This is a genomic window from Micromonospora jinlongensis (assembly GCF_013410645.1).
Lineage (GTDB): Bacteria > Actinomycetota > Actinomycetes > Mycobacteriales > Micromonosporaceae > Micromonospora > Micromonospora zamorensis.
This window is the reverse complement of sequence record NZ_JACCHK010000001.1, coordinates 5,994,547-6,016,823: the sequence shown is the minus strand read 5'-3', so window position 1 is coordinate 6,016,823 and position 22,277 is coordinate 5,994,547. Positions and strand designations below refer to the sequence as shown.

The 22,277-nt window shown below is 71.8% G+C and carries 26 protein-coding genes; 11 read left to right on the top strand and 15 right to left on the bottom strand.

What is annotated here, in order from left to right; all coding sequences use genetic code 11:
• Positions 1–98: 98 nt before the first annotated feature.
• The 4 genes from HNR22_RS27150 to HNR22_RS27135 form a co-directional block, all read right to left on the bottom strand.
• Positions 99–263: a hypothetical protein gene (locus HNR22_RS27150; protein WP_179782737.1), complete on the bottom strand. Its 165-nt coding sequence runs from the start codon at positions 261–263 to the stop codon at positions 99–101.
• Positions 260–475, bottom strand: coding sequence for a helix-turn-helix domain-containing protein (locus tag HNR22_RS27145; RefSeq protein ID WP_088946848.1), 216 nt, complete (start codon positions 473–475; stop codon positions 260–262). The genes HNR22_RS27150 and HNR22_RS27145 overlap by 4 nt, the downstream gene beginning before the upstream one ends.
• Complete coding sequence (locus HNR22_RS27140; protein ID WP_343059984.1) at positions 475–909, bottom strand: DUF2975 domain-containing protein; 435 nt, start codon at positions 907–909, stop codon at positions 475–477. Before HNR22_RS27140 ends, HNR22_RS27145 begins: the two co-directional genes overlap by 1 nt.
• A gap of 166 nt (positions 910–1,075) precedes the next feature.
• Entirely contained in the window at positions 1,076–1,831 is a 756-nt protein-coding gene (locus HNR22_RS27135) for a Rossmann-fold NAD(P)-binding domain-containing protein (protein WP_179782735.1), read from the bottom strand.
• Between the two features lie 46 nt (positions 1,832–1,877).
• Between HNR22_RS27135 and HNR22_RS27130 the strand changes: the two genes are divergently transcribed.
• On the top strand, positions 1,878–2,264 hold the full coding sequence (locus tag HNR22_RS27130) for a winged helix-turn-helix transcriptional regulator (protein ID WP_179782734.1): 387 nt from the start codon (positions 1,878–1,880) through the stop codon (positions 2,262–2,264).
• A gap of 133 nt (positions 2,265–2,397) precedes the next feature.
• Here the strand turns inward: HNR22_RS27130 and HNR22_RS27125 are convergent, their stop codons facing one another.
• Together HNR22_RS27125 and HNR22_RS27120 are read right to left on the bottom strand one after the other, a co-directional pair.
• Entirely contained in the window at positions 2,398–3,648 is a 1,251-nt protein-coding gene (locus tag HNR22_RS27125; protein ID WP_179782733.1) for a DUF222 domain-containing protein, read from the bottom strand.
• A gap of 76 nt (positions 3,649–3,724) precedes the next feature.
• Positions 3,725–3,913, bottom strand: coding sequence for a hypothetical protein (locus HNR22_RS27120; RefSeq protein ID WP_179782732.1), 189 nt, complete (start codon positions 3,911–3,913; stop codon positions 3,725–3,727).
• A 130-nt stretch (positions 3,914–4,043) separates the two neighbouring features.
• Between HNR22_RS27120 and HNR22_RS27115 the strand changes: the two genes are divergently transcribed.
• A complete protein-coding gene (locus HNR22_RS27115; RefSeq protein ID WP_179783735.1) occupies positions 4,044–4,310 on the top strand; it encodes a hypothetical protein in 267 nt (88 codons plus the stop codon).
• 11 nt (positions 4,311–4,321) lie between these two features.
• On the opposite strand, the gene ligD is transcribed toward HNR22_RS27115, so the two are convergent.
• Positions 4,322–5,359 (bottom strand): non-homologous end-joining DNA ligase, encoded by a 1,038-nt coding sequence (gene ligD / locus HNR22_RS27110; RefSeq protein WP_179782731.1) that lies wholly within the window; start codon positions 5,357–5,359, stop codon positions 4,322–4,324.
• A 47-nt stretch (positions 5,360–5,406) separates the two neighbouring features.
• Between ligD and msrB the strand changes: the two genes are divergently transcribed.
• Complete coding sequence (gene msrB, locus HNR22_RS27105; RefSeq protein ID WP_179782730.1) at positions 5,407–5,811, top strand: peptide-methionine (R)-S-oxide reductase MsrB; 405 nt, start codon at positions 5,407–5,409, stop codon at positions 5,809–5,811.
• Between the two features lie 41 nt (positions 5,812–5,852).
• Here msrB and HNR22_RS27100 read toward each other — a convergent pair whose 3' ends face one another.
• The 3 genes from HNR22_RS27100 to HNR22_RS27090 form a co-directional block, all read right to left on the bottom strand.
• Positions 5,853–6,461, bottom strand: a complete 609-nt coding sequence (locus HNR22_RS27100) for a DUF305 domain-containing protein (protein WP_179782729.1) — start codon at positions 6,459–6,461, stop codon at positions 5,853–5,855.
• Positions 6,462–6,526: 65 nt separating this feature from the next.
• Positions 6,527–7,273, bottom strand: a complete 747-nt coding sequence (locus HNR22_RS27095) for a lytic polysaccharide monooxygenase (RefSeq protein WP_179782728.1) — start codon at positions 7,271–7,273, stop codon at positions 6,527–6,529.
• 108 nt (positions 7,274–7,381) lie between these two features.
• Positions 7,382–7,579 carry an early set domain-containing protein gene (locus HNR22_RS27090; RefSeq protein WP_179782727.1) on the bottom strand — a complete coding sequence of 66 codons (198 nt, stop codon included), beginning with the start codon at positions 7,577–7,579 and terminating at the stop codon, positions 7,382–7,384.
• 234 nt (positions 7,580–7,813) lie between these two features.
• Here HNR22_RS27090 and HNR22_RS27085 point away from each other — a divergent pair, with 234 nt between their 5' ends.
• The 4 genes from HNR22_RS27085 to HNR22_RS27070 all read left to right on the top strand — a co-directional run bounded on the left by HNR22_RS27085 (position 7,814) and on the right by HNR22_RS27070 (position 10,913).
• Entirely contained in the window at positions 7,814–8,074 is a 261-nt protein-coding gene (locus HNR22_RS27085; protein ID WP_099851461.1) for a Prokaryotic metallothionein, read from the top strand.
• Between the two features lie 178 nt (positions 8,075–8,252).
• On the top strand, positions 8,253–9,194 hold the full coding sequence (locus tag HNR22_RS27080; protein ID WP_343059983.1) for a DMT family transporter: 942 nt from the start codon (positions 8,253–8,255) through the stop codon (positions 9,192–9,194).
• Positions 9,195–9,213: 19 nt separating this feature from the next.
• Positions 9,214–9,687: a GNAT family N-acetyltransferase gene (locus tag HNR22_RS27075; RefSeq protein WP_179782726.1), complete on the top strand. Its 474-nt coding sequence runs from the start codon at positions 9,214–9,216 to the stop codon at positions 9,685–9,687.
• A 125-nt stretch (positions 9,688–9,812) separates the two neighbouring features.
• Positions 9,813–10,913: a lytic polysaccharide monooxygenase auxiliary activity family 9 protein gene (locus tag HNR22_RS27070; RefSeq protein WP_179782725.1), complete on the top strand. Its 1,101-nt coding sequence runs from the start codon at positions 9,813–9,815 to the stop codon at positions 10,911–10,913.
• A 91-nt stretch (positions 10,914–11,004) separates the two neighbouring features.
• On the opposite strand, the gene hemQ is transcribed toward HNR22_RS27070, so the two are convergent.
• From hemQ to hemE, 3 genes are read right to left on the bottom strand one after another with little or no spacing between them, the layout of a single operon-like run.
• Positions 11,005–11,706 (bottom strand): hydrogen peroxide-dependent heme synthase, encoded by a 702-nt coding sequence (hemQ, locus tag HNR22_RS27065; protein ID WP_088946835.1) that lies wholly within the window; start codon positions 11,704–11,706, stop codon positions 11,005–11,007.
• Positions 11,703–13,112: a protoporphyrinogen oxidase gene (gene hemG / locus HNR22_RS27060; RefSeq protein WP_179782724.1), complete on the bottom strand. Its 1,410-nt coding sequence runs from the start codon at positions 13,110–13,112 to the stop codon at positions 11,703–11,705. The genes hemQ and hemG overlap by 4 nt, the downstream gene beginning before the upstream one ends.
• Positions 13,113–13,118: 6 nt before the next feature.
• Entirely contained in the window at positions 13,119–14,216 is a 1,098-nt protein-coding gene (gene hemE, locus HNR22_RS27055) for a uroporphyrinogen decarboxylase (RefSeq protein ID WP_179782723.1), read from the bottom strand.
• Positions 14,217–14,365: 149 nt separating this feature from the next.
• On the opposite strand from hemE, the gene HNR22_RS27050 reads away from it, so the two are divergent.
• The gene (locus HNR22_RS27050; RefSeq protein WP_179782722.1) at positions 14,366–14,938 is read left to right on the top strand and encodes a DUF3000 domain-containing protein; all 573 of its coding nucleotides are present in this window, start codon (positions 14,366–14,368) and stop codon (positions 14,936–14,938) included.
• 21 nt (positions 14,939–14,959) lie between these two features.
• On the opposite strand, the gene HNR22_RS27045 is transcribed toward HNR22_RS27050, so the two are convergent.
• Positions 14,960–15,628, bottom strand: coding sequence for a hypothetical protein (locus HNR22_RS27045; RefSeq protein WP_246382818.1), 669 nt, complete (start codon positions 15,626–15,628; stop codon positions 14,960–14,962).
• A 300-nt stretch (positions 15,629–15,928) separates the two neighbouring features.
• Positions 15,929–17,143 (bottom strand): S1C family serine protease, encoded by a 1,215-nt coding sequence (locus HNR22_RS27040; protein WP_179782720.1) that lies wholly within the window; start codon positions 17,141–17,143, stop codon positions 15,929–15,931.
• 199 nt (positions 17,144–17,342) lie between these two features.
• Between HNR22_RS27040 and HNR22_RS27035 the strand changes: the two genes are divergently transcribed.
• From HNR22_RS27035 to HNR22_RS27025, 3 genes are all read left to right on the top strand, one after another.
• Positions 17,343–18,662 (top strand): HRDC domain-containing protein, encoded by a 1,320-nt coding sequence (locus HNR22_RS27035; RefSeq protein ID WP_179782719.1) that lies wholly within the window; start codon positions 17,343–17,345, stop codon positions 18,660–18,662.
• 193 nt (positions 18,663–18,855) lie between these two features.
• On the top strand, positions 18,856–20,052 hold the full coding sequence (locus HNR22_RS27030) for an acetyl-CoA C-acyltransferase (RefSeq protein WP_179782718.1): 1,197 nt from the start codon (positions 18,856–18,858) through the stop codon (positions 20,050–20,052).
• Positions 20,049–22,118: a 3-hydroxyacyl-CoA dehydrogenase NAD-binding domain-containing protein gene (locus HNR22_RS27025; RefSeq protein WP_179782717.1), complete on the top strand. Its 2,070-nt coding sequence runs from the start codon at positions 20,049–20,051 to the stop codon at positions 22,116–22,118. The genes HNR22_RS27030 and HNR22_RS27025 overlap by 4 nt, the downstream gene beginning before the upstream one ends.
• Positions 22,119–22,277: the final 159 nt, after the last annotated feature.

Sequence of the window (22,277 nt, the reverse complement as noted above, 5' to 3'; positions counted from 1 at the left end):
ACGACCATCAAGACAGGCCACCCCCCGGGAAAGGTTCGCGCCCGTTACATGATCGTTATTACGAGAGGAGTCAGCTCAGGCTGGCCGCGTCCGGACGGTCAGCTACCGCCCCGTACGTTGCGGATGCCGAACGCCACCGCGCCGATCACGAGCACGACGCCGAGGAGTTGGAGGCCCGGCGAGTCGTCGGCCTCCCCGTGCACGATGCCGGCGACACCGAGCGCGACGCCGAGGACGGCGACGACGGTCAGGACGTACTTCATGAGGTTTCCTCCTCAACCCACTCGAGCAGGTCTCCGGGCTGGCAGTCGAGCACCCGGCACATCGCTTCCAGGGTGCTGAAGCGGACGGCCTTGGCACGACCGTTCTTCAGCACCGCCACGTTGGCCGGCGTGAGCCCGACGCGTTCGGCGAACTCGCCGACGCTCATCTTGCGCTTGGCCAACTCGACGTCGATGCGGACGACGATGGGCATCAGATCACCGCTTCCATGTCGGTCCGCAGCGTGGTCGCCTGCCGCAGCAGCGCACGCATCACCACCATGAGGAGCCCGAGCACCGTCACGCCCATCGTCAACAGGAACAGCAGGATCGGGCCGCCCGGGTCGTCCGCGTTGAAGCCGACGTAGAGGAAGACGCCCACGAGCACCGCCCACCCCGCGCCGATGGCCCACACGATCAGGTCGACCCACTTCAGCGACGCCTCGGTGAAGATGCGGTCGTTCTTGACCATGTTGAGCAGCTGCCACGTCGACACGATCACGACCTGGACGCACAGCACCCAGAACACCGTCACGGCGGTCAGCGGCCACCGGAGGTAGGCGTGCTCCGGCGACTCCTGGGCCATGTGCGCGAACTGCCCCGGCAGCGAGAACGTCTGGAACCCGATCAGGACCACGAACAGGACCACGAGAACGATTCTGAGAGCGGCTACCGCTCGATGCTCTGTAACCATGCATCGAGTTTCGCTCGTTACCTATCGAAAGTCAATCGGTGAGTCGATGGTGGCTCCGTTGCGTCGCAATCGTCAGCCGCCCTTCCGGACCGGCCGCGCCGTCGGGGCGTCGGAGCGCGGCTCACGCGGCAGCGGTCAGCTCGGCAAGGATCGTGTAGAGCCGGGCAGCCGCCGACTGGTCGAACTCCGGTCGCGTGAGAGGGACCGGCGCGCCGCGCCGCAGCGCCGTCAGCCGAGCGACCGGCGGCTCGGCCAGCAGGGCCGCCAGGAGGCTGGCCGCGGTAGCGGTGGAGGATCCAAGGAGCGCGGCGGACGCCCCTACGAGGGCGCGCATCGGTTGGCGGAGTTGACGGTGCATACCGCTGTCGACGAACAGCGGGTTGTACAGCACGTATCGGATTGGGCTGTTCGGGTTGTGCGCGGCGAAGCCGGTGCCGAGGAGGTCGTTGGCGCGCGCGCCCTGCATCGTCGCCTTGAACATGGTGTATCCGCTGGCCAGCTGCAGATCGTCCCAGTGGATTCGGCCGGCCCGGATTCCGCCGGTGCCGCTGAGGTTGAGGATGACCGGTGTCTGAGCACGTTCCAATGCCGGGCGAAGCCGTTCGGCGAGCAGATAGCGACCGAGGACGTAGATCGCGAAGGTCTGCTCGAAGCCCTCACTGGTGACGATCCGCCGCTGGTCGAAACGCCCTGCCGCCAGTACCAACACGTCGATCCTGTCCGGTAACCGGTCTGCCAGTGCGGAGGTCTGCCGGACCGAGGTGAGGTCGGCGTCGGCACTGCCGATCGCGACCACCCGATCTCCGGCTCGCCGCAGTTTGTCGGCAAGGGCACCGCCGATGCCACGTGTCCCGCCCGCAATCACCACTGTGCGCATACTTCATCGTTGGCTTCTGTCGGCCCACTCGAAAGAAGGCACATCGATGTCACCGGCACTGCGGCTACCCGTGACCCTGGCCGACCGCGCGGCGTGTCCCGCAACCGACGTGCTGCGCCGCGTAGGCGAGAAGTGGAGCGTTCTCGTTCTCGCGGTGCTCCGCGAACGCCCCCACGGCTTCAACGAGCTCGACCGCACCATTCACGGTCTGAGCCGACGCATCCTCACCCGCACACTGCGCACCCTGGAGAACGACGGGCTGATCAGCCGTCATCAGACACCGAAGCGTGTCGAATACGCGCTCACCGACCTGGGCCGCTCACTTCTGCCACTGGTCATCGCCGTCGGCGAATGGGCAGTCACGCACGCCTCCGACATCGAGCAGGCACGAATTCGGATGCATGGGCCTGCCCCGAGCACGACGGTCCGTTGACCCCAGGGCCTCCCTGCGAACGGCGTCGAAGGCCAAGGGATGAGCCCATGAGAACCTGCCCGGAGGAACGGCGTCGCACCTCGGTTGTGACCTCGCACTTCTCGCGGATCACTGCTGACCGCGTACCGGTTGCCTACGTCCGTCGGTGGTAGTGGTTGCGACGCGGCAACTGGTCAGGGTCGAGCCAGGCCGGCGGCACGAACTCCGGACGGCCCTCGTCGCCGAGCTGGACGACCCAGTCACTGTAATGGAGGTGGCGGTGGTGGTGGCCGCAGAGTAGGACGGCGTTGTTGAGGTTGGTGGGGCCGCCGTCGGCCCAGTGGTGGATGTGGTGGGCGTCGCACCAGCGGGGTGGGCGGTCGCAGCCGGGGAAGGCGCAGCCGCCGTCCCGTAGCACGAGGGCTCGGCGCAGCGGGCCGGTGATGAGGCGGCGTTGTCGGCCCACGTCGAGGACCTGACCGGTGCCGCCGAGCACGGCGGGCAGGATCGCGGCGTCGCAGGCGAGTCGGCGCACCGTGTCGGGGGTGAGGTGCAGGCCGATGTCGAGGACGCCGGTGGACAGCTGCCGGGTCAGGCCGTCGTAGTTGGTGGTGACGACGATCTGGGCGGGGTCGCCGCCGCTGTCGGGCAGCTCACCGGTGCGCAGGGCGAGTCGGCACACGTCGGCGAGGGCGTCGTGGCGGCGCTGGCCGGCGCAGCGGTTGTCGTCGGGGCCGGCGGGTGCGCTGAGGGGGTCGATGGCGGCGCGCAGCAGCGCGGCGGCTTCCGCGTCGAGGGTGCCGCTGAGCCGTAGCCGGCCGTTGGTCTGCTCGGAGAGGGTGAGGTGCCGGTCGCGGGCCGCCCGGGCGGCCTCGGCGTCCAGCGCGGCACGGGCGGCGGCGTCGGCGATGTCGGGGGCGACGTGGTCGAGGATGCGGGTGCCGAGCTTGCGCAGCAGGGTGGGATCGAACTGCCCGGCCCAGTCAACCAGCACACCGACAGCTTTGTCGGCCACCTGCGGCCCGGCGGCCGACTGCACGGTGCTCACGGTGTCGGTGATGACGCGGGCCTGCTCCAGGCTGACCGCGCCGGCCGCCAGCGCGCCTCGCACGGCCGTCGGGGCCGCATCGACGCACGCCGCGAGATCGACCAACCGACGGGCCGCAGGAATGGTCAACCGCAGTCGCTCACGCAACCAGACCACGGTGCTGGAAGCGCCCTGCGCGACCGCCGTGCCCCGACCGTCCACCTCGCGCACCAACGCCAGCTTGACGGCGGCGAGACGCTGCTCCAGGCGGTGCGCGGCGTCGAGCGCCGCGACCAGCTCGTGCTCGGAGAGAGGCCAGGCGGCGGTGTCGGTGCAGGTCGCCACCGCACTCTCCGCCCGCACCAACTCATCGATCACACCCAAACTCTAGAACAGGTGTACGACAAATCTCGGCCGCACGATGAAGCTCGGGCCGACCGCCCAGAGATTTCTCTCAGCCGTCGGCCAACTCCGGGCGGTGCTCCCGAATCCAGGCCGCGACGTCCGACTTCCGCCAGACCTTCCCCATCGCCAGCACGGCGACCGGCTCAGGAAAGTTCCGTTGATTGGCGATCACGGACGCACGCTGCCGGGACACATTGCCCAGCATCTCCCGAATCTCCGACACGCCCACCAGGTCCACTCATTGACGATGACAGCGGCGCCGTCGTCGAACGGCGACAACTACGGAGACTGTTGACACATGCAATAGATGACGCCACGATTGGCCGGTGACCGCGCCGAAGCCCTCCCCCAGCCACGACCGTCCGCCGCTGAGCAACCTGCACCCGGTGCACCAGCATCTGCCGCGCCGGCCCTCGTGGCTCTGCCGGGTGTGCGCCGCCACCTGGCCGTGCCCATCAGCCCGGATGTTGCTGCGGGTGGAGTACGGGACCAACCGGGTGGCGTTGTCGATCTACATGGCGAGTCAGTTGTTCGACGCAACGGCCGACCTGCTCAGACTCAACCCCGTGCCGGCCCCCGACCCACGGGAGCTGTTCGACAGGTTCCTGGCGTGGACTGCCAGGTCACCCACCTGAGGCCAGGTCGGTCAGGCGTTGTCGTCGTCGGGGGTGCGCTTGGCGCGGCTGGGCTGCACGCGCTTGGGTTCGCCGGGCATCTTCGGGTGGTCCGGCGGGTACGGCAGGTCGCCCTGACCGGCGGCGGCGTCCCGGTCGGCCCACTCCAGCAGCGGGGTGATGTCCCACGGCGCGTCGTCGATGCCGGCGTGCGGGTCGCCGCGCTCGGCGAGCCGGGCCGGGACGGTGCGCAGGTCGAAGTCGTCCGGGTCGACGTCGGGCAGCTCGTCCCAGGTGACCGGGGTCGAGACGGTGGCCCGGGCGTTGGCCCGTAGCGAGTACGCGCAGGCGATCGTGCGGTCGCGCGCCATCTGGTTGAAGTCGACGAAGACGCGACTGCCGCGTTCCTCCTTCCACCACGCGGTGGTGACCAGGTCGGGGTGGCGGCGCTCCACCTCCCGGGCGAGCGCGATGGTGGCCCGGCGCACCTCGGTGAACGTCCAACGCGGCTGGATGCGCAGGTAGACGTGCACGCCTCGGCCACCGGAGGTCTTCGGCCAACCCGTCACGCCCAGCTCGTCGAGGAGCGCACGAACCTCCCCGGCGGCCCGGGCCGCATCGGCGAAGTCGGTGCCGGGCTGTGGGTCCAGGTCGATACGCAGCTCGTCGGGCCGGTCGGCGTCGGCGGCGCGGACGGGCCAGGGGTGGAACACGATGGTGCCCATCTGCGCCGCCCAGGCCACGTGCGCCAGGTCGACCGGGCACAGCTCCGCCGCGCTCCGACCGCTGGGGAAGGTGATCTGCGTGGTCGTCACCCAGGGCGGCACCCCTCGGGTGGGCACCCGCTTCTGGAAGAACGCCTCGCCCTCGATGCCCTCAGGGAAGCGTTGCAGCGTGGTGGGCCGGTCCCGCAGGGCGCGCATGATCCCGTCGCCGACGGCGAGGTAGTAGTGGAAGACGTCCGCCTTGGTGAACCCCCGCTGGGGGAAGATCACCCGGTCCGGACTGCTCAGCCGTACGCTGTGCCCGGCCACCTCGACCTCGGTGACCGCTGCCTTGGTGCCAGCCATCCCGCGACCTTATGCCACGACCCCGACGTTCGACGTACCGTTGACGGGTGAGTCTTGACGACAATGAGCTGCCCCGCACCGACGACGAGTGGCGGGTCCGACTGACCCCCGAGGAGTTCCACGTCCTACGGGAGGCGGGCACCGAACGACCGTGGACCGGCGAGTACGTGGACACGAAGACCCAGGGCGTCTACCACTGTCGCGCCTGCGGTTTGGAGCTGTTCTCCAGTGACACGAAGTTCGACTCGCACTGCGGCTGGCCGAGCTTCGACGACGCCATCCCGGGCCGGGTGAAGGAAATCGAGGACCGCAGCCTCGGCATGGCGCGTACGGAGATCCGCTGCGCCCGCTGCGACAGTCACCTCGGGCACGTCTTCCACGGCGAGGGCTTCACCCCGAAGGACACCCGGCACTGCGTCAACTCGGTCTCCATCAAGCTGGAACCCCGCTGACCCGGGCACCCCGGGCGTAACCGCGCTCAGGGCGTAACCGCTCAGGGCGTACCCCTCAACAGCTCGACCTCGGCGGTCCGCGACTGCTCGATCCGCCGGGCCAGGTCGCGGACCCGCTCGTTGCGGCCGACGTCGACCTGGGCTCGGGCCAGGTCGGCCGCCGACCGCTGGTGGTCGGCGAGCACCTCGCGCAGCACCCGGTCGACGTCCGCGTCCGGCGCGGTCCGCAGCCGGTCGAGCGCGGCGTCGTCGCCGTGCCCTTCGTGGTGGTGGGCGGCCGCGCTGGCGCCGGGCCCGGTCGTGGGCAACCAGCCTCGCATCGCGGCCAGTTCGTCGGCTTCGGTCGCCTCGATGGCGGCGGCCAGGGTGCGCAGCGCGTCGTCGCGCAGCCGGCCGGAAGCCAACCGGACGATCTGCAGGGTGCGTTCGCTGTGCCCGACCATCGTGCTGAGGAACACCACGTCGATCCCGCTCATCGTGCCGGCGTCGATCACGGAACCGGCCGGAGCGGCCCCGGCGCCCGCGGCCCCGGCCGGGGACGCCGGTGCCGGTTGCGGCCGGGCTGACGGGTTCGACGTGGGCGATCCGGCGCAGCCGCCGGTGAGCAGCAGAGCGGCGGCCAGGGACGCCAGACGGGTACGGCGAGGCATGCCGGGTGCTCCGTTCACGCGAGGGCGGCGAACACGGGTGCGGCCATGGGGCCGCACCCGTGCGGTCAGACCTGTTGCCAGAGCGCCGGTACGTTCGGCGGCTCCCAGCCGGGGATCGCGGTGTGCGCCTGCCGGCAGCGGTAGGTGGCTCCGCCGTAGGTGACCTGGTCGCCGACCTGGTACGCCCGGCCCGTCGTCCAACTGCCGCCCGGCACGGGCGGAGTGGTCGGCGTGGCGGTCGGGGTGGGCCGTGGGGTGGGTGAGGCGGTGGGGGTCGGGGTCGGGGTCGGGTTCGACCCGCCGCCGCCGATCTGCACGTCGATGCAGGAGTAGAAGGCGTTCGCCGTGTCGGAGATGTTCCACACCGCGAGGATCTTCTGCCGGCCGGAGAACCCGCCGAGGTTGACGTTGTGCGAGACCGTGGCGCCCGGCTGCTGGTTGTTGCCGTTGACCACGCCGACGCGGGTGTTGCCGATCCAGTACTCCCAGTTGCTGGTGGCGTGCCGGGCGGTGTTCACCCAGGTGAAGGTCAGCGAGCTGCCGACCGAGGTGGCCGGCCAGCCCCGGTTGTCGTCGTTGAGGACGGCGAACTGGGCGATTCCGGCGTTGCAGCTGCGCAGGCCCTTGGGCCCTTCGACGCTCTGCGGCTCGTACTTGATCTGCCCGCAGTCGGGCACCCGGCCCTGCGCGCAGAGCGCCTGCCGGCTGGGCGGGGCGGAGACGTAGCCGTGCGCCTGCGCGGGGGCGGCGACGGTGAGGGTGGCGGCGACAGCACCCGCCGCCACCAGCGGAATGGTCATTCTTCGACGCATCGGGGCAGCTCCTTCTCCAGGTACGGTGGGTGCCCCTCAAGGTAATTTAAACTTTGTTAACAGTAAAGACTCCCATCGATAAATGGATCGATGGTGGCGAGTTTTTTCTCAGATCCGGAGCAGACTGCCCCGGTCGTCGACCTGGTCCGCCGACTCGTCGTCCAGCCAGACGCCGCCGGTGGCGAGGTAGCGGAACCGGTACTCACCGGGAGGAAGTTTCACCGTCACCGTCCGGGTGCCGTCGCGGCGGGTCACCAGCTCGTGCCGGCCCGGCTCCCACCCGTTGAAGCAACCGACCACGCTCACCGGGCCGGGCGGGGCGTCCCGCGGGAGGCAGAAGGTGACCCGGGTCTGGTTGCCGAAGAGCTTTGTTGCGCTTGATCACTGTGATCCTCCGGGGGTTGCGGCGGTTCACCCCACACAACGGACGACACGCCGACGCCGACACGCCGCCGCGACTCCTGGACCTCGATATTTCGCCGCACAAGCCGCCAAACGGGGAGCAGTCTGTAGACACGTGTCGTGATATGGGAGGTTCCGGTGGCAACGTGCGAGGTCTGCGGCAACGACTACTGGATGGCGTTCGAGGTGCGCACCGTCAGCGGTGACGTGCACACCTTCGACTCGTTCGAGTGCGCGATCCACCGGTTGGCACCGATCTGCGAACACTGCCAGATCAAGATCGTCGGGCACGGTGTCGAGGTCAACGGCCGCTTCTTTTGCTGTGGACACTGCGCCCGTGCCGTCGAGGGCGACGTGGGCGCGGAGATCCGCGACGCCGTCGGCGCACGCCCGGCCTGACCGCACCTGCGGTACGGTCGTCCCCATGCGGCCACTGCTGGGCGTCCTGCCCCCGCCGCGCTCCTGAGCGGAGCGCCGCGCCTCTCGCCGATCGGGTGACCTGACCCGACCCGGCTCGCTGCCGTACGCGCTCCGTCGACGTCGTCCCCGTCAACGGCTCATCCTTCGGAGCGCATTCGTGTCCGTTTCCCGTACCGTGCAACCGGCTGCCTCGGCGCCGACCGTCGACCAGGCCCGCACCGGCCTGATCCAGATCACCGTCACCGGGGTGCTGTGGGGCACCACCGGCGTGGCGGTGCAACTCCTGCACGACAGCACCGGGCTCAGCCCGGTGAGCATCGGCTTCCACCGCCTCGCGATCGCCGCGTTCGTCCTGCTGGCGTGCACCGCCGGTCGGCTCGGCGCGATCCTGGCCACAGTGCGCGCGGCGCCCGTACCCCTGCTGGTCACCGGCGTCGGCCTCGGCCTCTACCAGGCGCTCTACTTCGTGGCCGTGGCCTGGGCCGGCGTCAGCGTGGCCACCGTCGTCAGCCTGGGCCTGGCCCCGGTGCTCGCCGCGGCCTGGGAGTCGGCGCGCGCCCGACGGTTCCCCGGCCCGCTGCGTCTCGCCACGCTGGTCGCGGCCGTGGTCGGTCTCGCCCTGATCACCGGGGCGACGGCGGACCCCACCGCCGCGGCGCCCGCGCCACTGCTCGGCCTGCTCGCGGCTGCCGGCTCCGGCCTCGGGTACGCGGTGACCACCCTGGTCAGCCGGCAGGTGTCGCAGCGCGTCGCACCGATGACGCTCACCACCATCTCCACCGTTGTCGGAGCGCTGACCCTGGCGCCGTTCGCCGTGGTCGCCGGGGTGAGCGTGCCGGTACGCCCCGACACGGTGGCACTGCTGCTGCACCTCGGTGTGATCACCACCGCGGTGGCGTACGCGTTGTTCTACGCCGGGCTGCGCACCACCCCGGGCAGCGTCGCCGCCGTGCTGACCCTGCTCGAACCGCTCACCGCCGCGGCGCTGGCAGTGGTGCTGCTGCACGAGCCGCTTCCGCTGCCGGTCGTCGCCGGCGGCGTCCTGCTGCTCACCGCCGTGGCCGCCACCTACCTGGCACCTCGACCGGGCACCAGGTGAGGCGGCCTACCATCGTCGGATGCCCTCGCAGACCACCGAGATCCGGACGGCCTCCTTCGCCGACCTGAACGCCCGCACCTTCCACGACCTGCTCAAGCTGCGCATCGACGTGTTCGTGGTGGAGCAGAACTGCCCGTACCCGGAACTCGACGGGCGCGACGTCGAGCCGGGCACGCGGCACCTCTGGCTGACCGACGGCGGCGCGCCGCTGGCGTACCTGCGGATCCTGGCCGACCCGGACGGCACCGCCCGGATCGGTCGGGTGGTGGTGGCACCGGCGGCGCGCGGCGGCGGGCAGGCCGGCCGGCTGATGACCGCGGCGCTGGAGGTGGTGGGCAACCGGCCCTGCGTGCTGGACGCCCAGTCGCACCTGGTCGCCTTCTACACCCGGCACGGCTTCGCGGTCAGCGGCCCGGAGTACGTCGAGGACGGCATCCCGCACACGCCGATGCGGCGCGACGCGCGGCCCCGCGCCAACGACGTCAGCCATTGACGCCTGACGATCGAGCTGGCATGGTGCCGGGTAGAGCCATCGCAGGAGCCAGCGAGTAGGCGCGGGAGTGGGCAACTCCCGTCGGTCCGGGTGTCGTCGTCCGACCTCATCCCCCCGGGGGCTCCATGTCCACTCTCATCCGATCACGACGCGTGTTCTGGTTGTTCGCCATCGCGACAGCCGCCGCGCTCCTGTTGACCACCGCGCTGACCACGATCCAAGCCAGGCCCGCCTCCGCGCACGGCTCGGTCGTCGACCCGGCCTCGCGCAACTACAGCTGCTGGCAGCGCTGGGGTGACGACTTCCAGAACCCTCGGATGGCCACCGAGGACCCGATGTGCTGGCAGGCCTGGCAGGCCGACCCGGCCGCCATGTGGAACTGGAACGGCCTGTTCCGTGAGGGCGTGGGCGGCAACCACCAGGGCGCCGTCCCCAACGGCCAGCTGTGCAGCGGCGGGCGCACCCAGAGCCCTCGCTACAACTCGCTGGACACCATCGGCGCCTGGAAGACCACATCGGTGTCGAACAACTTCCGGCTCCGCTTCTTCGACCAGGCCAGTCACGGCGCCGACTACATCCGGGTGTACGTGACCAGGCAGGGCTTCAACGCGCTCACCGAGCCGCTCGGCTGGGACGACCTGGAGCTGGCCGGCCAGATCGGCAACACTCCGGCGTCGCAGTGGAACCCGGACACCGGTGGCGTCTCCATCCAGATCCCGGTCAACGCGTCGGGGCGCACCGGACGGCACATCGTCTACACCGTCTGGCAGGCCAGCCACCTGGACCAGTCGTACTACCTGTGCAGCGACGTCGACTTCGGCGGTGGAACGGGCACCCCGCCGCCCACCACTCCCCCTCCGACGACCCCGCCGCCCACCACTCCCCCGCCCACCACCCCGCCGCCGACCACCCCGCCGCCGGCTGGGGCCTGCTCGGCGACGTACCAGATCACCGGCCAGTGGGCCGGCGGCTTCCAGGCTGAGGTGAAGGTGACCGCTGGCGGCTCGCCCACCCGAGGCTGGTCGGTGAGCTGGAACTACAACAACGGCCAGCAGGTGACCTCGTCGTGGAACACCACGATCAGCACCAGCGGCGGACTTGTCACCGCACGCAACGCCAACCACAACGGCACCCTCGCCGCCGGAGCGAGCACCACGTTCGGTTTCCTCGGCTCGTGGAACGGCAGCAACCCGGTTCCGCTGGTCTCCTGCACGACGACCAGTTGACCCCCGTCCGGTGCCGCACCCGGGCGGGGGTGCGGCACCGGCCGGCGGGCCCGAACGACGCGTCGGGCTCAGACGACCAGCGCGTCCGGGCTCAGACCAGGCAGTTGACGATCTCGGCGACCGAGCGGCGGCGGCCGGTGTAGAAGGGAACCTCTTCCCGGACGTGCCGGCGGGCGCCGGACGCGCGCAGGTCCCGCATCAGGTCCACGATCCGGTGCAGTTCGTCGGCCTCGAAGGCGAGCATCCACTCGTAGTCCCCGAGCGCGAACGAGGCCACCGTGTTGGCCCGGACGTCCGGATAGCCGCGGGCCATCTTCCCGTGCTCGGCGAGCATCTCGCGCCGCTCCGCGTCGGGCAGCAGGTACCACTCGTAGGAGCGGACAAACGGGTACACGCAGATGTAGGGGCGGGCCTCCTCGCCGGCCAGGAACGCCGGGATGTGACTCTTGTTGAACTCCGCCGGCCGGTGCAGCGCCATCTGCGACCAGACCGGGGTCAACGCCCGTCCCAGCGTGGTGCGGCGGAACCGCAGGTACGCGTCCTGGAGCGCGTCGGGGGACGCGGAGTGCCACCAGATCATCACGTCCGCGTCGGCGCGCAGACCGGCGACGTCGTACACGCCCCGGACCACCACGTCCTTGCCGGCCAGCTCGTCGAAGAGGGCCACGACCTCGCTGGTGACGTTGTCCCGCAGTGAGGGCAGCGGCGCGCTGGCCCGGAACACCGACCACATGGTGTAGCGGATGCTGTCGTTCAGCTCCCGCAGGCGGGCCGCGTTGGTCTGCTCGGTCATCTCGCCGATCCTCCCAGTGCTGTGACGATCTCCTCGGCCGCCGTCTCGCCGGAGCGGACGCAGACCGGGATGCCGACGCCGTCGTATCCGGCGCCGGCGAGGACCAGGGTGGGGTGCGCGGCCCGCAACGCCGTGCGCGCGGCGGCGACCCGGTCGGCGTGCCCGGGGGCGTACTGGGGCAGCGCCCCGCCCCACCGCTGCACGTGCCCGTCGACCGGGGCCGGCAGCGGGGTGCCGAGCACCGCCGAGAGCTCTCGATGCACGGTGGCCGCCAGGTCCGCGTCGGGGCGCTGGAGATGCGCCTCCTCGCCGTACCGGCCCACCGAGGCGCGCACCAACGCCACGCCGTCCGGCCGGCGCAGGTGCCCCCACTTGGTGGTGAAGAAGGTGGCGGCCTTGATCAGCAGCCCTTCCGTGCTCGGCACCAGGAAGCCGGACAGCTCGGGCAGCTGCGGCTGCGGCACCGCCAGGGTGACCAACGCGACGCTCGCGTAGTCCAGCTCGCCGACGCCCGCCGCGGCCACCGGCGCCGGGCCCGCGAGCAGCCGGGCCGCCGGTCGCGCCGGCACCGCCAGCACCACCGCGTCCACGTCGACCAGTTCAGGGTCACGGGTCGGGCCGACAGTGAGCCGCCAACCCGTGTCGGTCGGGGTCAACTCGCGGACGGCGGCGTCCCGTCGTACCGTCGCGCCGCTGGCCGTCACGGCGGCCTCGATCAGGGTGCTGAGCCCACCGAGCAGGGTGCCGAACACCGGGGCGCCGGGCGCGCGCGGCGCGGCGGCCTGCGCGGCCCGGACCGCACCCGTCAGGGTGTGCTCCACCCGGGCCGTGCGGGCCAGCGCCGGCATCGTCGTGACCAGGGAGAGATCGTCGGCGCGGCCCGCGTACACGCCGCCCAACATCGGGTCGACCAGCCGCTCGACCACCTCGTCACCGAAGCGGGACCGGACCAGCGCACCCACCGACACGTCCGCGTCCGGCCCTACCAGCGGCCGACCACCGTCGGTGTCGGCGCCCGCGAGCGGGCGGGCGACCGACGTCACCCGGTCCAGATCCCCGGGTACGCCCACCAGCGTGCCGCCCGGGATGGGGCGCAGCCCCCCGTCGACGACCAGCGCGGCCTGCCCCACCGTGGGGTGCACGATCTTCTCGGCCAGACCGAGCCGGCGGGCCAACGCCACCGCCGCGCTCTCGGCGCCCGCCGGGTCGCGCATCAGGAACGACTCGGCGCCGAACTCCACCGGCTGGCCGGCCAGCTCACCGGTGCGCAGCTTGCCGCCCAGCGCGCCGGACTGCTCGTACACAGTGATCTCGGTGCCGGCCGGTGCGCGGTCGCGCAGGCGGACCGCGGCGGCCAGCCCGGCGATCCCGCCGCCGACCACCGCCACCCGCCAGGGCTGCCGCATCGCCGGTCAGCCCTGGTCGGCCCGGCGGCTGGACAGCTCGTGCACCAGCGCGACCACCCGGGTCAGCACCTCCGGGTCGGTCTCCGGCAGCACTCCGTGACCGAGGTTGAACACGTGCCCGGGGGCCGCCCGGCCCTGCTCCAGGATCCGGCGCACCTCGGCCTCGACCACCGGCCACGGCGCGAGCAGCACGCACGGGTCCAGGTTGCCCTGCACCGCCTTGTCCGGGCCGATCCGGCCGGTGGCCACGTCCAGCGGGGTACGCCAGTCGACACCGACCACGTCCGCGCCGGCCTCACCCATCGCGCCCAACAGCTCGGCGGTGCCCACCCCGAAGTGGATCCGCGGCACCCCGGCGTGGGCCAGCCCGCTCAGCACGGCGGTCGAGTGCGGCAGCACGTAACGGCGGTAGTCGGCCTCGGAGAGCGCCCCGGCCCACGAGTCGAAGAGCTGCACGGCGGACACGCCGGCGTCGATCTGCACCCGAAGGAAAGCCAGCGTCACCTCGGCCAGCCGGCCGCAGAGCGCGTGCCACAGCTCCTCATCGCCGTACATCAGGGCCTTGGTCTTCGCGTGGGTCCGCGACGGCCCGCCCTCGACCAGGTAGCTGGCCAGGGTGAACGGCGCGCCGGCGAAACCGATCAGCGGGGTGTCACCCAGCTCGACGACCAACTGCCGGACGGCCTCGTCGACGTACCAGACGTCCTCGCGGGTGATCGGGCGGATCCGCTCCACGTCGGAAGCGGTGCGGATCGGCTCGGCGACGACCGGGCCGGTGCCCGGCACGATGTCCAGGTCGACGCCGGCCGCGGCCACGGGCACCACGATGTCGCTGAACAGGATCGCCGCGTCCACCCCGTGCCGGCGCACCGGCTGAAGAGTGATCTCGGTGACCAGCTCCGGGCGGCGGCAGGACTCCAGCATCGGCACGCTCGCCCGGATCTCCCGGTATTCCGGCAGCGAGCGGCCGGCCTGGCGCATGAACCAGACCGGGGTGTGCGGGCCGGGCCGGCGTCGGCAGGCCCGAATGAAGGGCGAGTCGGCCGGTCCGCCGGGGCGGGATTCTCCGTCTCGGGCGACAGTGCCCGTGGTGTCCGTGGTCATCGCCGCAATCGTGCCACGCCCACCACCCCCACCCGGGTGGGGGTGAGATGAAGGGCACCGTTCCTTACGCCCACGTCGGAGCCGGGGCCCCTCGATGAGCGTCGGCGCGCCGTCGAAGCGGGGGACGGGCGGCGGCATAGGCTGCCGACATGGCCCCCCCGATCGCGCTCCCGGAGACGTTCGCCCGCGCGGTCGCCGGGCTGCGGTCGGCGGCCCCCCGGCCGGAGATCACCCTGGAAGAGGTCGGCGCACCCCAGCGGCTCGCCCCGTACGCGTTCGCGCTCTCCGCGGCCGTGCTGCGCGACGGCGACGAGGTGGCCACCGGCCGGCTGATCCTGCTGCACGACCCGGTCGGGCACGAGGCGTGGCAGGGCACCCTGCGGTTGGTCACCTACGTGACCGCCGAGTTGGAGGTCGACCTGGCCGCCGACCCGCTGCTGCCCGGGGTTGGCTGGACGTGGCTGACCGACGCGTTGGACGCCCAGGACGCCAGCCACCGGGCGATCGGCGGGACGGTGACGCAGACCATGTCGACCCGGTTCGGTGACCTCGCCGGCCCACCGACCGTCGGTGACATCGAGATCCGCGCCTCCTGGACCCCTGTCGACGACGACCTGAGCGCGCACCTGCTCGGCTGGTGTGCGCTGCTCGCCTCCACGGCCGGCCTCCCCCCACCCGGCGTGACGGCCCTGTCCGACCGCCGCCCCGCCGGCGCAGCCTGACCCGGCGAGGGGCGGCGGGGGCTACAGGTAGTTCTCCGCCTCGTCGCAGACCTTGTCGAGGCCCTTCATCGCCGCGTCGTAGGCGGCCTTGTTGCCGGCCCCCGCCGCTCCCAGCGCGGTCGTCAGCTTGTCCAGGCAGCTCGCGATGACCGTCTTCTGCCGGGCCTGCTCGTCACGGTCGTTGCGGGTGCCGGTCAGGTCCTGCTCGGTGTTGTCGAGCTTCGCCTGCATCGTCCCCAGGTCGGCCTTCAGCCTCGTGATCTCGGTGGCGTTGGCGGCGATGGTGCCGTCGCGCTCGCTGACCTGACCGGTGAGACGCTTCTCGGTGCGGTTGAGCTCGTTGTTCTTCGTCACGAACAGCCCGGTCATCACGCCGCTGACGACGAAGAGCAGCGCGGCCACCAGGGCCAGCACCAGCACCGCCCGACCCCGCCCGGCCGCCGGCGCACCGGGAGGGCCGTACGGCGGCCCGTACCCCGGGCCGGAGACCGGCGGCGCGGACATCGGCTGGCCGGGGTACGGCGGGGCGCTGGCGGGGTAGCCCGGCGAGCCCTGCGGCATGCCGTACTGGGGTGGCACGGGAGGGTTCGCGGGGTACTGCGGCGGGGCCTGCCCCGGCGCGTACGACTGCGGGGCGGGCTGGGCGACCGGGTGTGGGACGGTCGGGTCGGCGCTGGTCGACTGCGGCACGGCCTGCTGTGAAACGGTCGCTTCAGCACCGGACGGACCGGCCTGGGGACCTGCGGCGTGCGCCACGGTCCGGTCGGGGTCGGGGGGTGTCGGAGAGGCCGGCGGGACAGCCTGCGGCTCGGGCGATGGGTGGGACATCTTCATTCCTCCAGATGGGCGTGCCCGCCTCGGCAGGCGCGGTGGCGTGCTGCGAAGAGATCGCCTGATGCCGGCTGATCAGCCGGGTCGGCGATGGGTCGGCGATGGGTCGGCGATGGCCGTGGGTGGTGCGTGCGGCCGGCGGCGTCGCCGGTCACCGGTTCAGCAGATCTTGAAGCCGTCGCAGGCGACCTTGATCGGTACGGCCAGCCCGATGCCCTCGGCGTTGCGCGCCTTGGCGGTGGCGATGCCGACAACCTCCTTGCTGCCGTTGATCACCGGCCCGCCGGAGTTGCCGGGGTTGATCGGGGCGTCGAACTGGATCGCCGGCCCGGACCCGCCCTGGGCCGGCCGCAGCGCGCTCACCACACCGGTGGTCACGCTGTCCTCCAGGCCGAGCGGTGCGCCGACGACGACGATCTGCTGGCCGGACTTCGCCGCCGCGGGCGCGGTGACCAGGCCGGTGAACTTGCCGGTGGCACGCAGGTGCGCCACGTCGTTGGTCTTGTCGACCTTGACGATGGTCGCCGGGAAGCGCTGGCTGGTGCGCTCCAGGAACACTTCGCGGCCGCCGCCGTCCCAGACGGCCTCGACCACGTGGAAGTTGGTGAACAGGTTCGTCCCGCCGCCGCTCGCCGGCTTGCCCACCGCGAACGCGGTGCCGGTGAACTCACCGGCCCGGACCCGGAACACGCTGGGCAGCACCGCGCTGGCCACCGCCTCCGGGTTGAACGCGGCACCCGCCTGCTTCTCCAGCGCCTCCGCGCGCTTGTCCAGGCTGTCGAGGCGGGCGAGGTCGCCGTCCTGGGCCTGCGCCAGCCGGCGGTCGGTGTCGGCGAGCCGGTCGCCGAGCCGGTCGAGCTGGTACGCCTGGAGCCCGGCCACCGCCGCGAGCACGACGACGGCCACCGTGGCGAGCGCGGCCGGCCAACGACGACGCGTGGGCCGGTCGGTCGGCGGAGACGCTGGCCAGTATGCGGGGCCGCCGGGGTGACCGCCGGTAGTGGAGGGCGCAGCGCCGGCCGGACCGGGCAGCGGATAACCGGCCACGCCCGGAAACCCGGATGCGGCCGGCGGGTAGGCGCCGGGGCCGGGGGCGACCGCCGGAGCGCCCGGGCCATGCTGCCCGGCGCTGCCGAACGGGGTAGGCGGCGGGCCCCACTGCCCGGTGTTGGGCGGGACGGGACGCTCGGGGCGCGGTGCGGGGACGGGACGGGCCGGATCCGTGCCGCCCGAGGGGGGCGTGGACCAGGTCGAAGCCGGTTGGGGCTCGATGCGCGGTGGCAGCGGACCGGGCCGACCGGCCATCGACCCGCTCGCGTCGTCGGGTCCGGCACCCGCCGGTCGCCCGTCCCCCGAACCGAAGCCAGCCGTCATGATCGTCGTGCCTTTCCCCGTGGTCTTCCCGCCGCCGTCGACTCGTCGTCCCGGCCGGCGGTTCGATGGAACGTACCTGTGCGATCGGGCTTTGTCTCCCCCGATGTCCGGCATCCGAAGGGACACCTTGCGGACACCTGACCGACACACCCCGGACCGGCTGCACCCGCCGGATCATCGCGCGCACTAGGGTTGGCAGGTGACCGACGAACCACCCCTGCGCCGTCGGCCCACCGAAGAACTTCCGGGAGACGCACCCCAGCACCCGCCGTCGGCCCAGCCGCAGCTGGCAGGCGAGGGAGCCGACCCGGCCGACGGTGGGCCCGTTCCGCTGATCGCCCCGCGTGACGGCACCCCTGACCCGGTGGCCGCTCCGGCCGAGCTTGCCGAGGTCGTGGCCCGTTTCGCGGCGGGCACCGGCCCCGTCGCCCTGGACGCCGAGCGAGCCTCCGGTTACCGCTACAGCCAGCGCGCGTACCTGGTGCAACTGCGCCGGGCCGGCGCGGGTACGGCGCTGATCGACCCGCTGCCGCTGCCGGACCTCAGCACGCTGGACGCGGCGATCGGCGAGGCCGAGTGGGTGCTGCACGCGGCCAGTCAGGATCTGCCCTGCCTGGCCGAGGTGGGGCTGCGCCCGCGCCGGTTGTTCGACACCGAACTGGCTGCTCGGCTGGCCGGATTCGAACGGGTCGGGCTGGCCGCGCTGACCGAGCAGCTACTCGGGTTCACCCTGGAGAAGCACCACTCGGCGGCCGACTGGTCGAGCCGACCGTTGCCCGAGTCGTGGCTGACGTACGCCGCTCTCGACGTGGAGCTGCTCACCGACCTGCGCGACGCGCTCGACGCCGAGCTGACCCGGCAGGGCAAGTCGGCCTGGGCCGCGGAAGAGTTCGCCGCGCTGGTCCGCACCGGGGCGCGCCCACCGCGGGTCCGCGCCGAGCCCTGGCGGCGCACGTCGGGCATCCACCGGCTGCGGGGAGCGCGGGCCCAGGCCCGGGTCCGCTCCATGTGGTACGCCCGGGACCAGATCGCCTCCCGACGGGACGCCGCGCCCGGTCGGGTGTTGCCCGACTCGGCGATCATCGCCGCGGCCGAGTTGGACCCGAAGGACGAGAAGACCCTGCTGACCCTGCCCGGTTTCGGCGGCCGGTCGGTGCGGCGGTTGGCTCGCACCTGGCTCGCCGCGCTCGACGACGCCCGGCAGCTCCCGGAGGACTCCCTGCCGGTCTCCCCGACCGTGGAGGGCCCGCCCCCGCCGCACCGCTGGGCCGAACGGGACCCGGTGGCGGCGGGTCGACTGGCCCGCTGCCGGGAGGTGGTCATCCGCATCGCCGGTGAGCACAACCTGCCGCCGGAAAACCTGATCACGCCGGATTCGGTTCGCCGGTTGGCCTGGACCCCGCCGGAGGAGCTGACCGAGGAGACGGTCGCGGAGACCCTGCGCGGTCTCAACGCCCGCGAGTGGCAGATCGGCCTCCTCACACCCGACCTGACCGAAGCCCTGGACCCCACCCCCTGACCCCACGGCGCGGCCCCGCGCCCGGGGGCGTGGGTCACCAGGCAGTGTGGGGTGGGCCACAGCGGGGGGTTGGGACGGGGTTGGTTACTGGCGAGTAGCATTTCGAGGGAACGTGCCCGTGTCGGCGACCCTTGGTTCAGTCCGCAGTGCCGCTCGGCGCGAAGGCCGGATCATGGTCGAATAGGAGGCTCAAGTGCCCCGTGAAGTTCGGGATGTCGTCTTCGTCGATGGCGTCCGTACCCCGTTCGGCAAGGCGGGTGGCATGTACGCCAACACCCGCGCCGACGATCTGGTGATCCGCTGCATCCGTGAACTGCTGCGCCGCAACCCGCAGCTGCCCCCGGAGCGGGTCGAGGAGGTCGCCATCGCGGCCACCACCCAGATCGGTGACCAGGGCCTCACCATCGGCCGCACCGCCGCGCTGCTGGCGGGTCTGCCCAAGACCGTTCCCGGCTTCGCCATCGACCGCATGTGCGCCGGCGCGATGACCGCGGTGACCACCGTGGCCAGCGGCATCGCCATGGGCGCGTACGACATCGCCATCGCGGGTGGTGTCGAGCACATGGGCCGTCACCCGATGGGTGAGGGCGTCGACCCCAACCCGCGCATCATCGCGGAGAAGCTGGTCGACCCGTCCGCGCTGGTCATGGGCTCCACCGCGGAGAACCTGCACGACCTGGTCCCGCACATCACCAAGGCACGCACCGACGCGTTCGCGCTCGCCTCGCAGCAGAAGACCGCCAAGGCGTACGCCAACGGCAAGCTCCAGGACGACCTGGTGCCGATGTCGATCCGCGACGCGGAGGGCGGCTGGGGCCTGGCCACTGTGGACGAAGCCCCACGGGACACCTCGCTGGAGAAGCTCGCCACCCTGAAGACCCCGTTCCGCCCGCACGGCAAGGTCACCGCGGGCAACGCGGCCGGCCTGAACGACGGCGCCACCGCGAGCCTGCTCGCCGACGAGGCCACCGCCCGTGAGCTGGGCCTGCCGATCGCCATGCGGTTGGTGTCATTCGGTTTCGTCGGTGTGGAGCCAGAGGTGATGGGCGTCGGCCCGATCCCGTCGACGGAGAAGGCGCTGCGCCTGGCCGGGCTCAGCATCGACGACATCGGCCTGTTCGAGCTGAACGAGGCGTTCGCCGTGCAGGTGCTCGCGTTCCTCGACCACTTCGGCATCGCCGACGACGACGCGCGGGTCAACCCGTGGGGCGGCGCGATCGCCATCGGTCACCCGCTGGCCTCCTCCGGCGTACGGCTGATGACGCAGCTGGCCCGCCAGTTCGCCGAGCACCCCGAGGTTCGCTACGGCCTCACGGCAATGTGCATCGGCATCGGCATGGGCGGCACTGTCATCTGGGAGAACCCGCACTGGACGGAGGGCAACAAGTGAGCGCGCTCGCCGCACCGAACGAGGTCGTCACCAGGGCGCTGCTGCGCCAGGTGAACGTGCCGGGGCTGGACCGGCCCGCCGCGCTGATCACCCTCGACAACGGCTTCGACCACACCAAGCCGAACACGTTCGGCCCGGGTGGCCTGGCCAGCCTCGACGAAGCGATCACCGCCGCGCTCGCCGCCGACCCGGCGTTCATCGCGGTGACCGGCAAGCCGTACATCTTCTGCGTGGGCGCGGACATCGTCGGCCTGCCGCAGCTCGCCGACCGCGCACAGGCGCTGGAGATCGGCCGGCTGGGTCACCGGGTCTTCGCCCGACTCAAGGACAGCACCGTCCCCACCTTCGCGTTCGTCAACGGCGCGGCGATGGGCGGCGGCCTGGAGCTGGCGCTGCACTGCCACTACCGGACGCTCTCCGGTGGTGCGGCGGCTCTGGCCCTGCCCGAGGTCTCCCTCGGTCTGGTGCCGGGCTGGGGCGGCACCCAGCTGCTGCCGAACCTGATCGGCATTCCCGCCGCCACCCAGGTGATCATTCAGAACCCGCTCATGCAGAACAAGATGCTCAAGCCGAAGCAGGCCGCCGAGCTGGGCATCGCTGACATCCTGCTGGAGCCGGCCGACTTCCTGGAGCGGTCCCTGGAGTGGGCCGCCGGGGTGGTCCGGGGCCAGGTCACCGTGACGCGGCCCGAGGTCGACAAGGACATGTGGGCGGGCGTGCTCTACTTCGCCCGGGAGACGCTGAACCAGCGACTGCACGGCGCGGTCCCGGCCGCGTACAAGGCCCTCGACCTGCTGGAGACGGCGAAGGACGGCGACTTCGCCGCCGGCACCGCCGCCGAGGACGAGGCCCTCGCGGACCTGGTCTTCTCCGAGGAGCTGCGCAGCGGTCTGTACGCCTTCGACCTGGTGCAGCGGCGGGCCAAGCGGCCGGCCGGCGCGCCGGACAAGGGCCTGGCCCGCACCATCACCAAGGTCGGCATCGTCGGCGCCGGCCTGATGGCCAGCCAGTTGGCGCTGCTGTTCGCCCGCCGCCTCCAGGTGCCGGTGGTGATGTCGGACCTCGACCAGTCCCGGGTGGACAAGGGCGTCGGCTACGTGCACACCCAGATCGAGAAGGCCGTCACCAAGGGCCGGATGGACAAGAACACCGCCGCCAAGCTGTACGGCCTGGTCAGCGGCACTGTCGACAAGAGCGCCTTCGCGGACGCCGACTTCGTCATCGAGGCGGTCTTCGAGGACCTGGGCGTCAAGAAGCAGGTCTGGGCCGAACTGGAGAAGATCGTTTCCCCGGAGGCGGTGCTCGCCACCAACACCAGTTCGCTGTCGATCACCGAGATGGCCGCCGAGCTGGAGCACCCGGAGCGGGTGGTCGGCTTCCACTTCTTCAACCCGGTGGCGGTGCTGCCGCTGCTGGAGATCGTCCGGGGCGAGCGCACCGACGACGTCACGCTGGCCACCGCGTTCGCGGTCGGCAAGCAGCTCAAGAAGTCGAGCGTGCTGGTCAAGGACGCTCCGGCGTTCGTGGTGAACCGGCTGCTCACCCGCTTCCTGGGCACCGTCTTCGCCGCTGTCGACCAGGGCACCCCGCTGGACGTGGCCAACAGCGCACTGGACCCGCTGGGCCTGCCGATGCGCCCGTTGGCCCTGCTCCAGCTGGTCGGGCCGGCCGTCGCGTACCACGTGGGCGGCACTCTGCACGCCGCGTACCCGGACCGGTTCGGTGTCAGCGAGAACCTCAAGCGGATCGCCGACTCGGGCCAACCGATCGTGGTCGACGACCAGGTCAACGACGAGGTGGCCAAGCTGCTCGTGGTCGGTGACCAGCCGCTGACCGCCGAGCAGGTACGCCAGAACGCGCTCGACGCGCTCGCGCAGGAGATCCGGCTGATGCTGGACGAGGGCGTGGTCGCCGAGGCTCAGGACATCGACCTGTGCATGATCCTGGGCGCCGGTTGGCCGTTCCACCTGGGTGGGGTCACCCCGTACCTGGACCGGACCGGCACGTCCGAGCGGGTCACCGGTCAGCGGTTCCTGCCGCGCGGGGCGGCGAGCCTGCCGGCCTGACCGATCGCAGCACCACCGTCGCGGTGGTCGGAGCGTCCCTGGTGGACGACCCGGCCACCGCGACTGCTTGTGATCACATGGCGGCTGGCAGGGGCCTGTGCAGGGACAACGCCGGGGTCCTGGGCGGGTTAAGATCACGCGCTTTGCACCCCCAACTTG

Excerpts from the sequence above, each read along its gene's own strand:
- HNR22_RS27150 (WP_179782737.1), bottom strand. The coding sequence starts at position 263 with ATGAAGTACGTCCTGACCGTCGTCGCCGTCCTCGGCGTCGCGCTCGGT.
- HNR22_RS27145 (WP_088946848.1), bottom strand. The coding sequence starts at position 475 with ATGCCCATCGTCGTCCGCATCGACGTCGAGTTGGCCAAGCGCAAGATG.
- HNR22_RS27135 (WP_179782735.1), bottom strand. The coding sequence starts at position 1,831 with ATGCGCACAGTGGTGATTGCGGGCGGGACACGTGGCATCGGCGGTGCC.
- HNR22_RS27130 (WP_179782734.1), top strand. The coding sequence starts at position 1,878 with ATGTCACCGGCACTGCGGCTACCCGTGACCCTGGCCGACCGCGCGGCG.
- ligD (WP_179782731.1), bottom strand. The coding sequence starts at position 5,359 with ATGGCTGGCACCAAGGCAGCGGTCACCGAGGTCGAGGTGGCCGGGCAC.
- HNR22_RS27100 (WP_179782729.1), bottom strand. The coding sequence starts at position 6,461 with ATGCCTCGCCGTACCCGTCTGGCGTCCCTGGCCGCCGCTCTGCTGCTC.
- HNR22_RS27095 (WP_179782728.1), bottom strand. The coding sequence starts at position 7,273 with ATGCGTCGAAGAATGACCATTCCGCTGGTGGCGGCGGGTGCTGTCGCC.
- HNR22_RS27075 (WP_179782726.1), top strand. The coding sequence starts at position 9,214 with ATGCCCTCGCAGACCACCGAGATCCGGACGGCCTCCTTCGCCGACCTG.
- HNR22_RS27070 (WP_179782725.1), top strand. The coding sequence starts at position 9,813 with ATGTCCACTCTCATCCGATCACGACGCGTGTTCTGGTTGTTCGCCATC.
- hemQ (WP_088946835.1), bottom strand. The coding sequence starts at position 11,706 with ATGACCGAGCAGACCAACGCGGCCCGCCTGCGGGAGCTGAACGACAGC.
- hemG (WP_179782724.1), bottom strand. The coding sequence starts at position 13,112 with ATGCGGCAGCCCTGGCGGGTGGCGGTGGTCGGCGGCGGGATCGCCGGG.
- hemE (WP_179782723.1), bottom strand. The coding sequence starts at position 14,216 with ATGACCACGGACACCACGGGCACTGTCGCCCGAGACGGAGAATCCCGC.
- HNR22_RS27050 (WP_179782722.1), top strand. The coding sequence starts at position 14,366 with ATGGCCCCCCCGATCGCGCTCCCGGAGACGTTCGCCCGCGCGGTCGCC.
- HNR22_RS27040 (WP_179782720.1), bottom strand. The coding sequence starts at position 17,143 with ATGACGGCTGGCTTCGGTTCGGGGGACGGGCGACCGGCGGGTGCCGGA.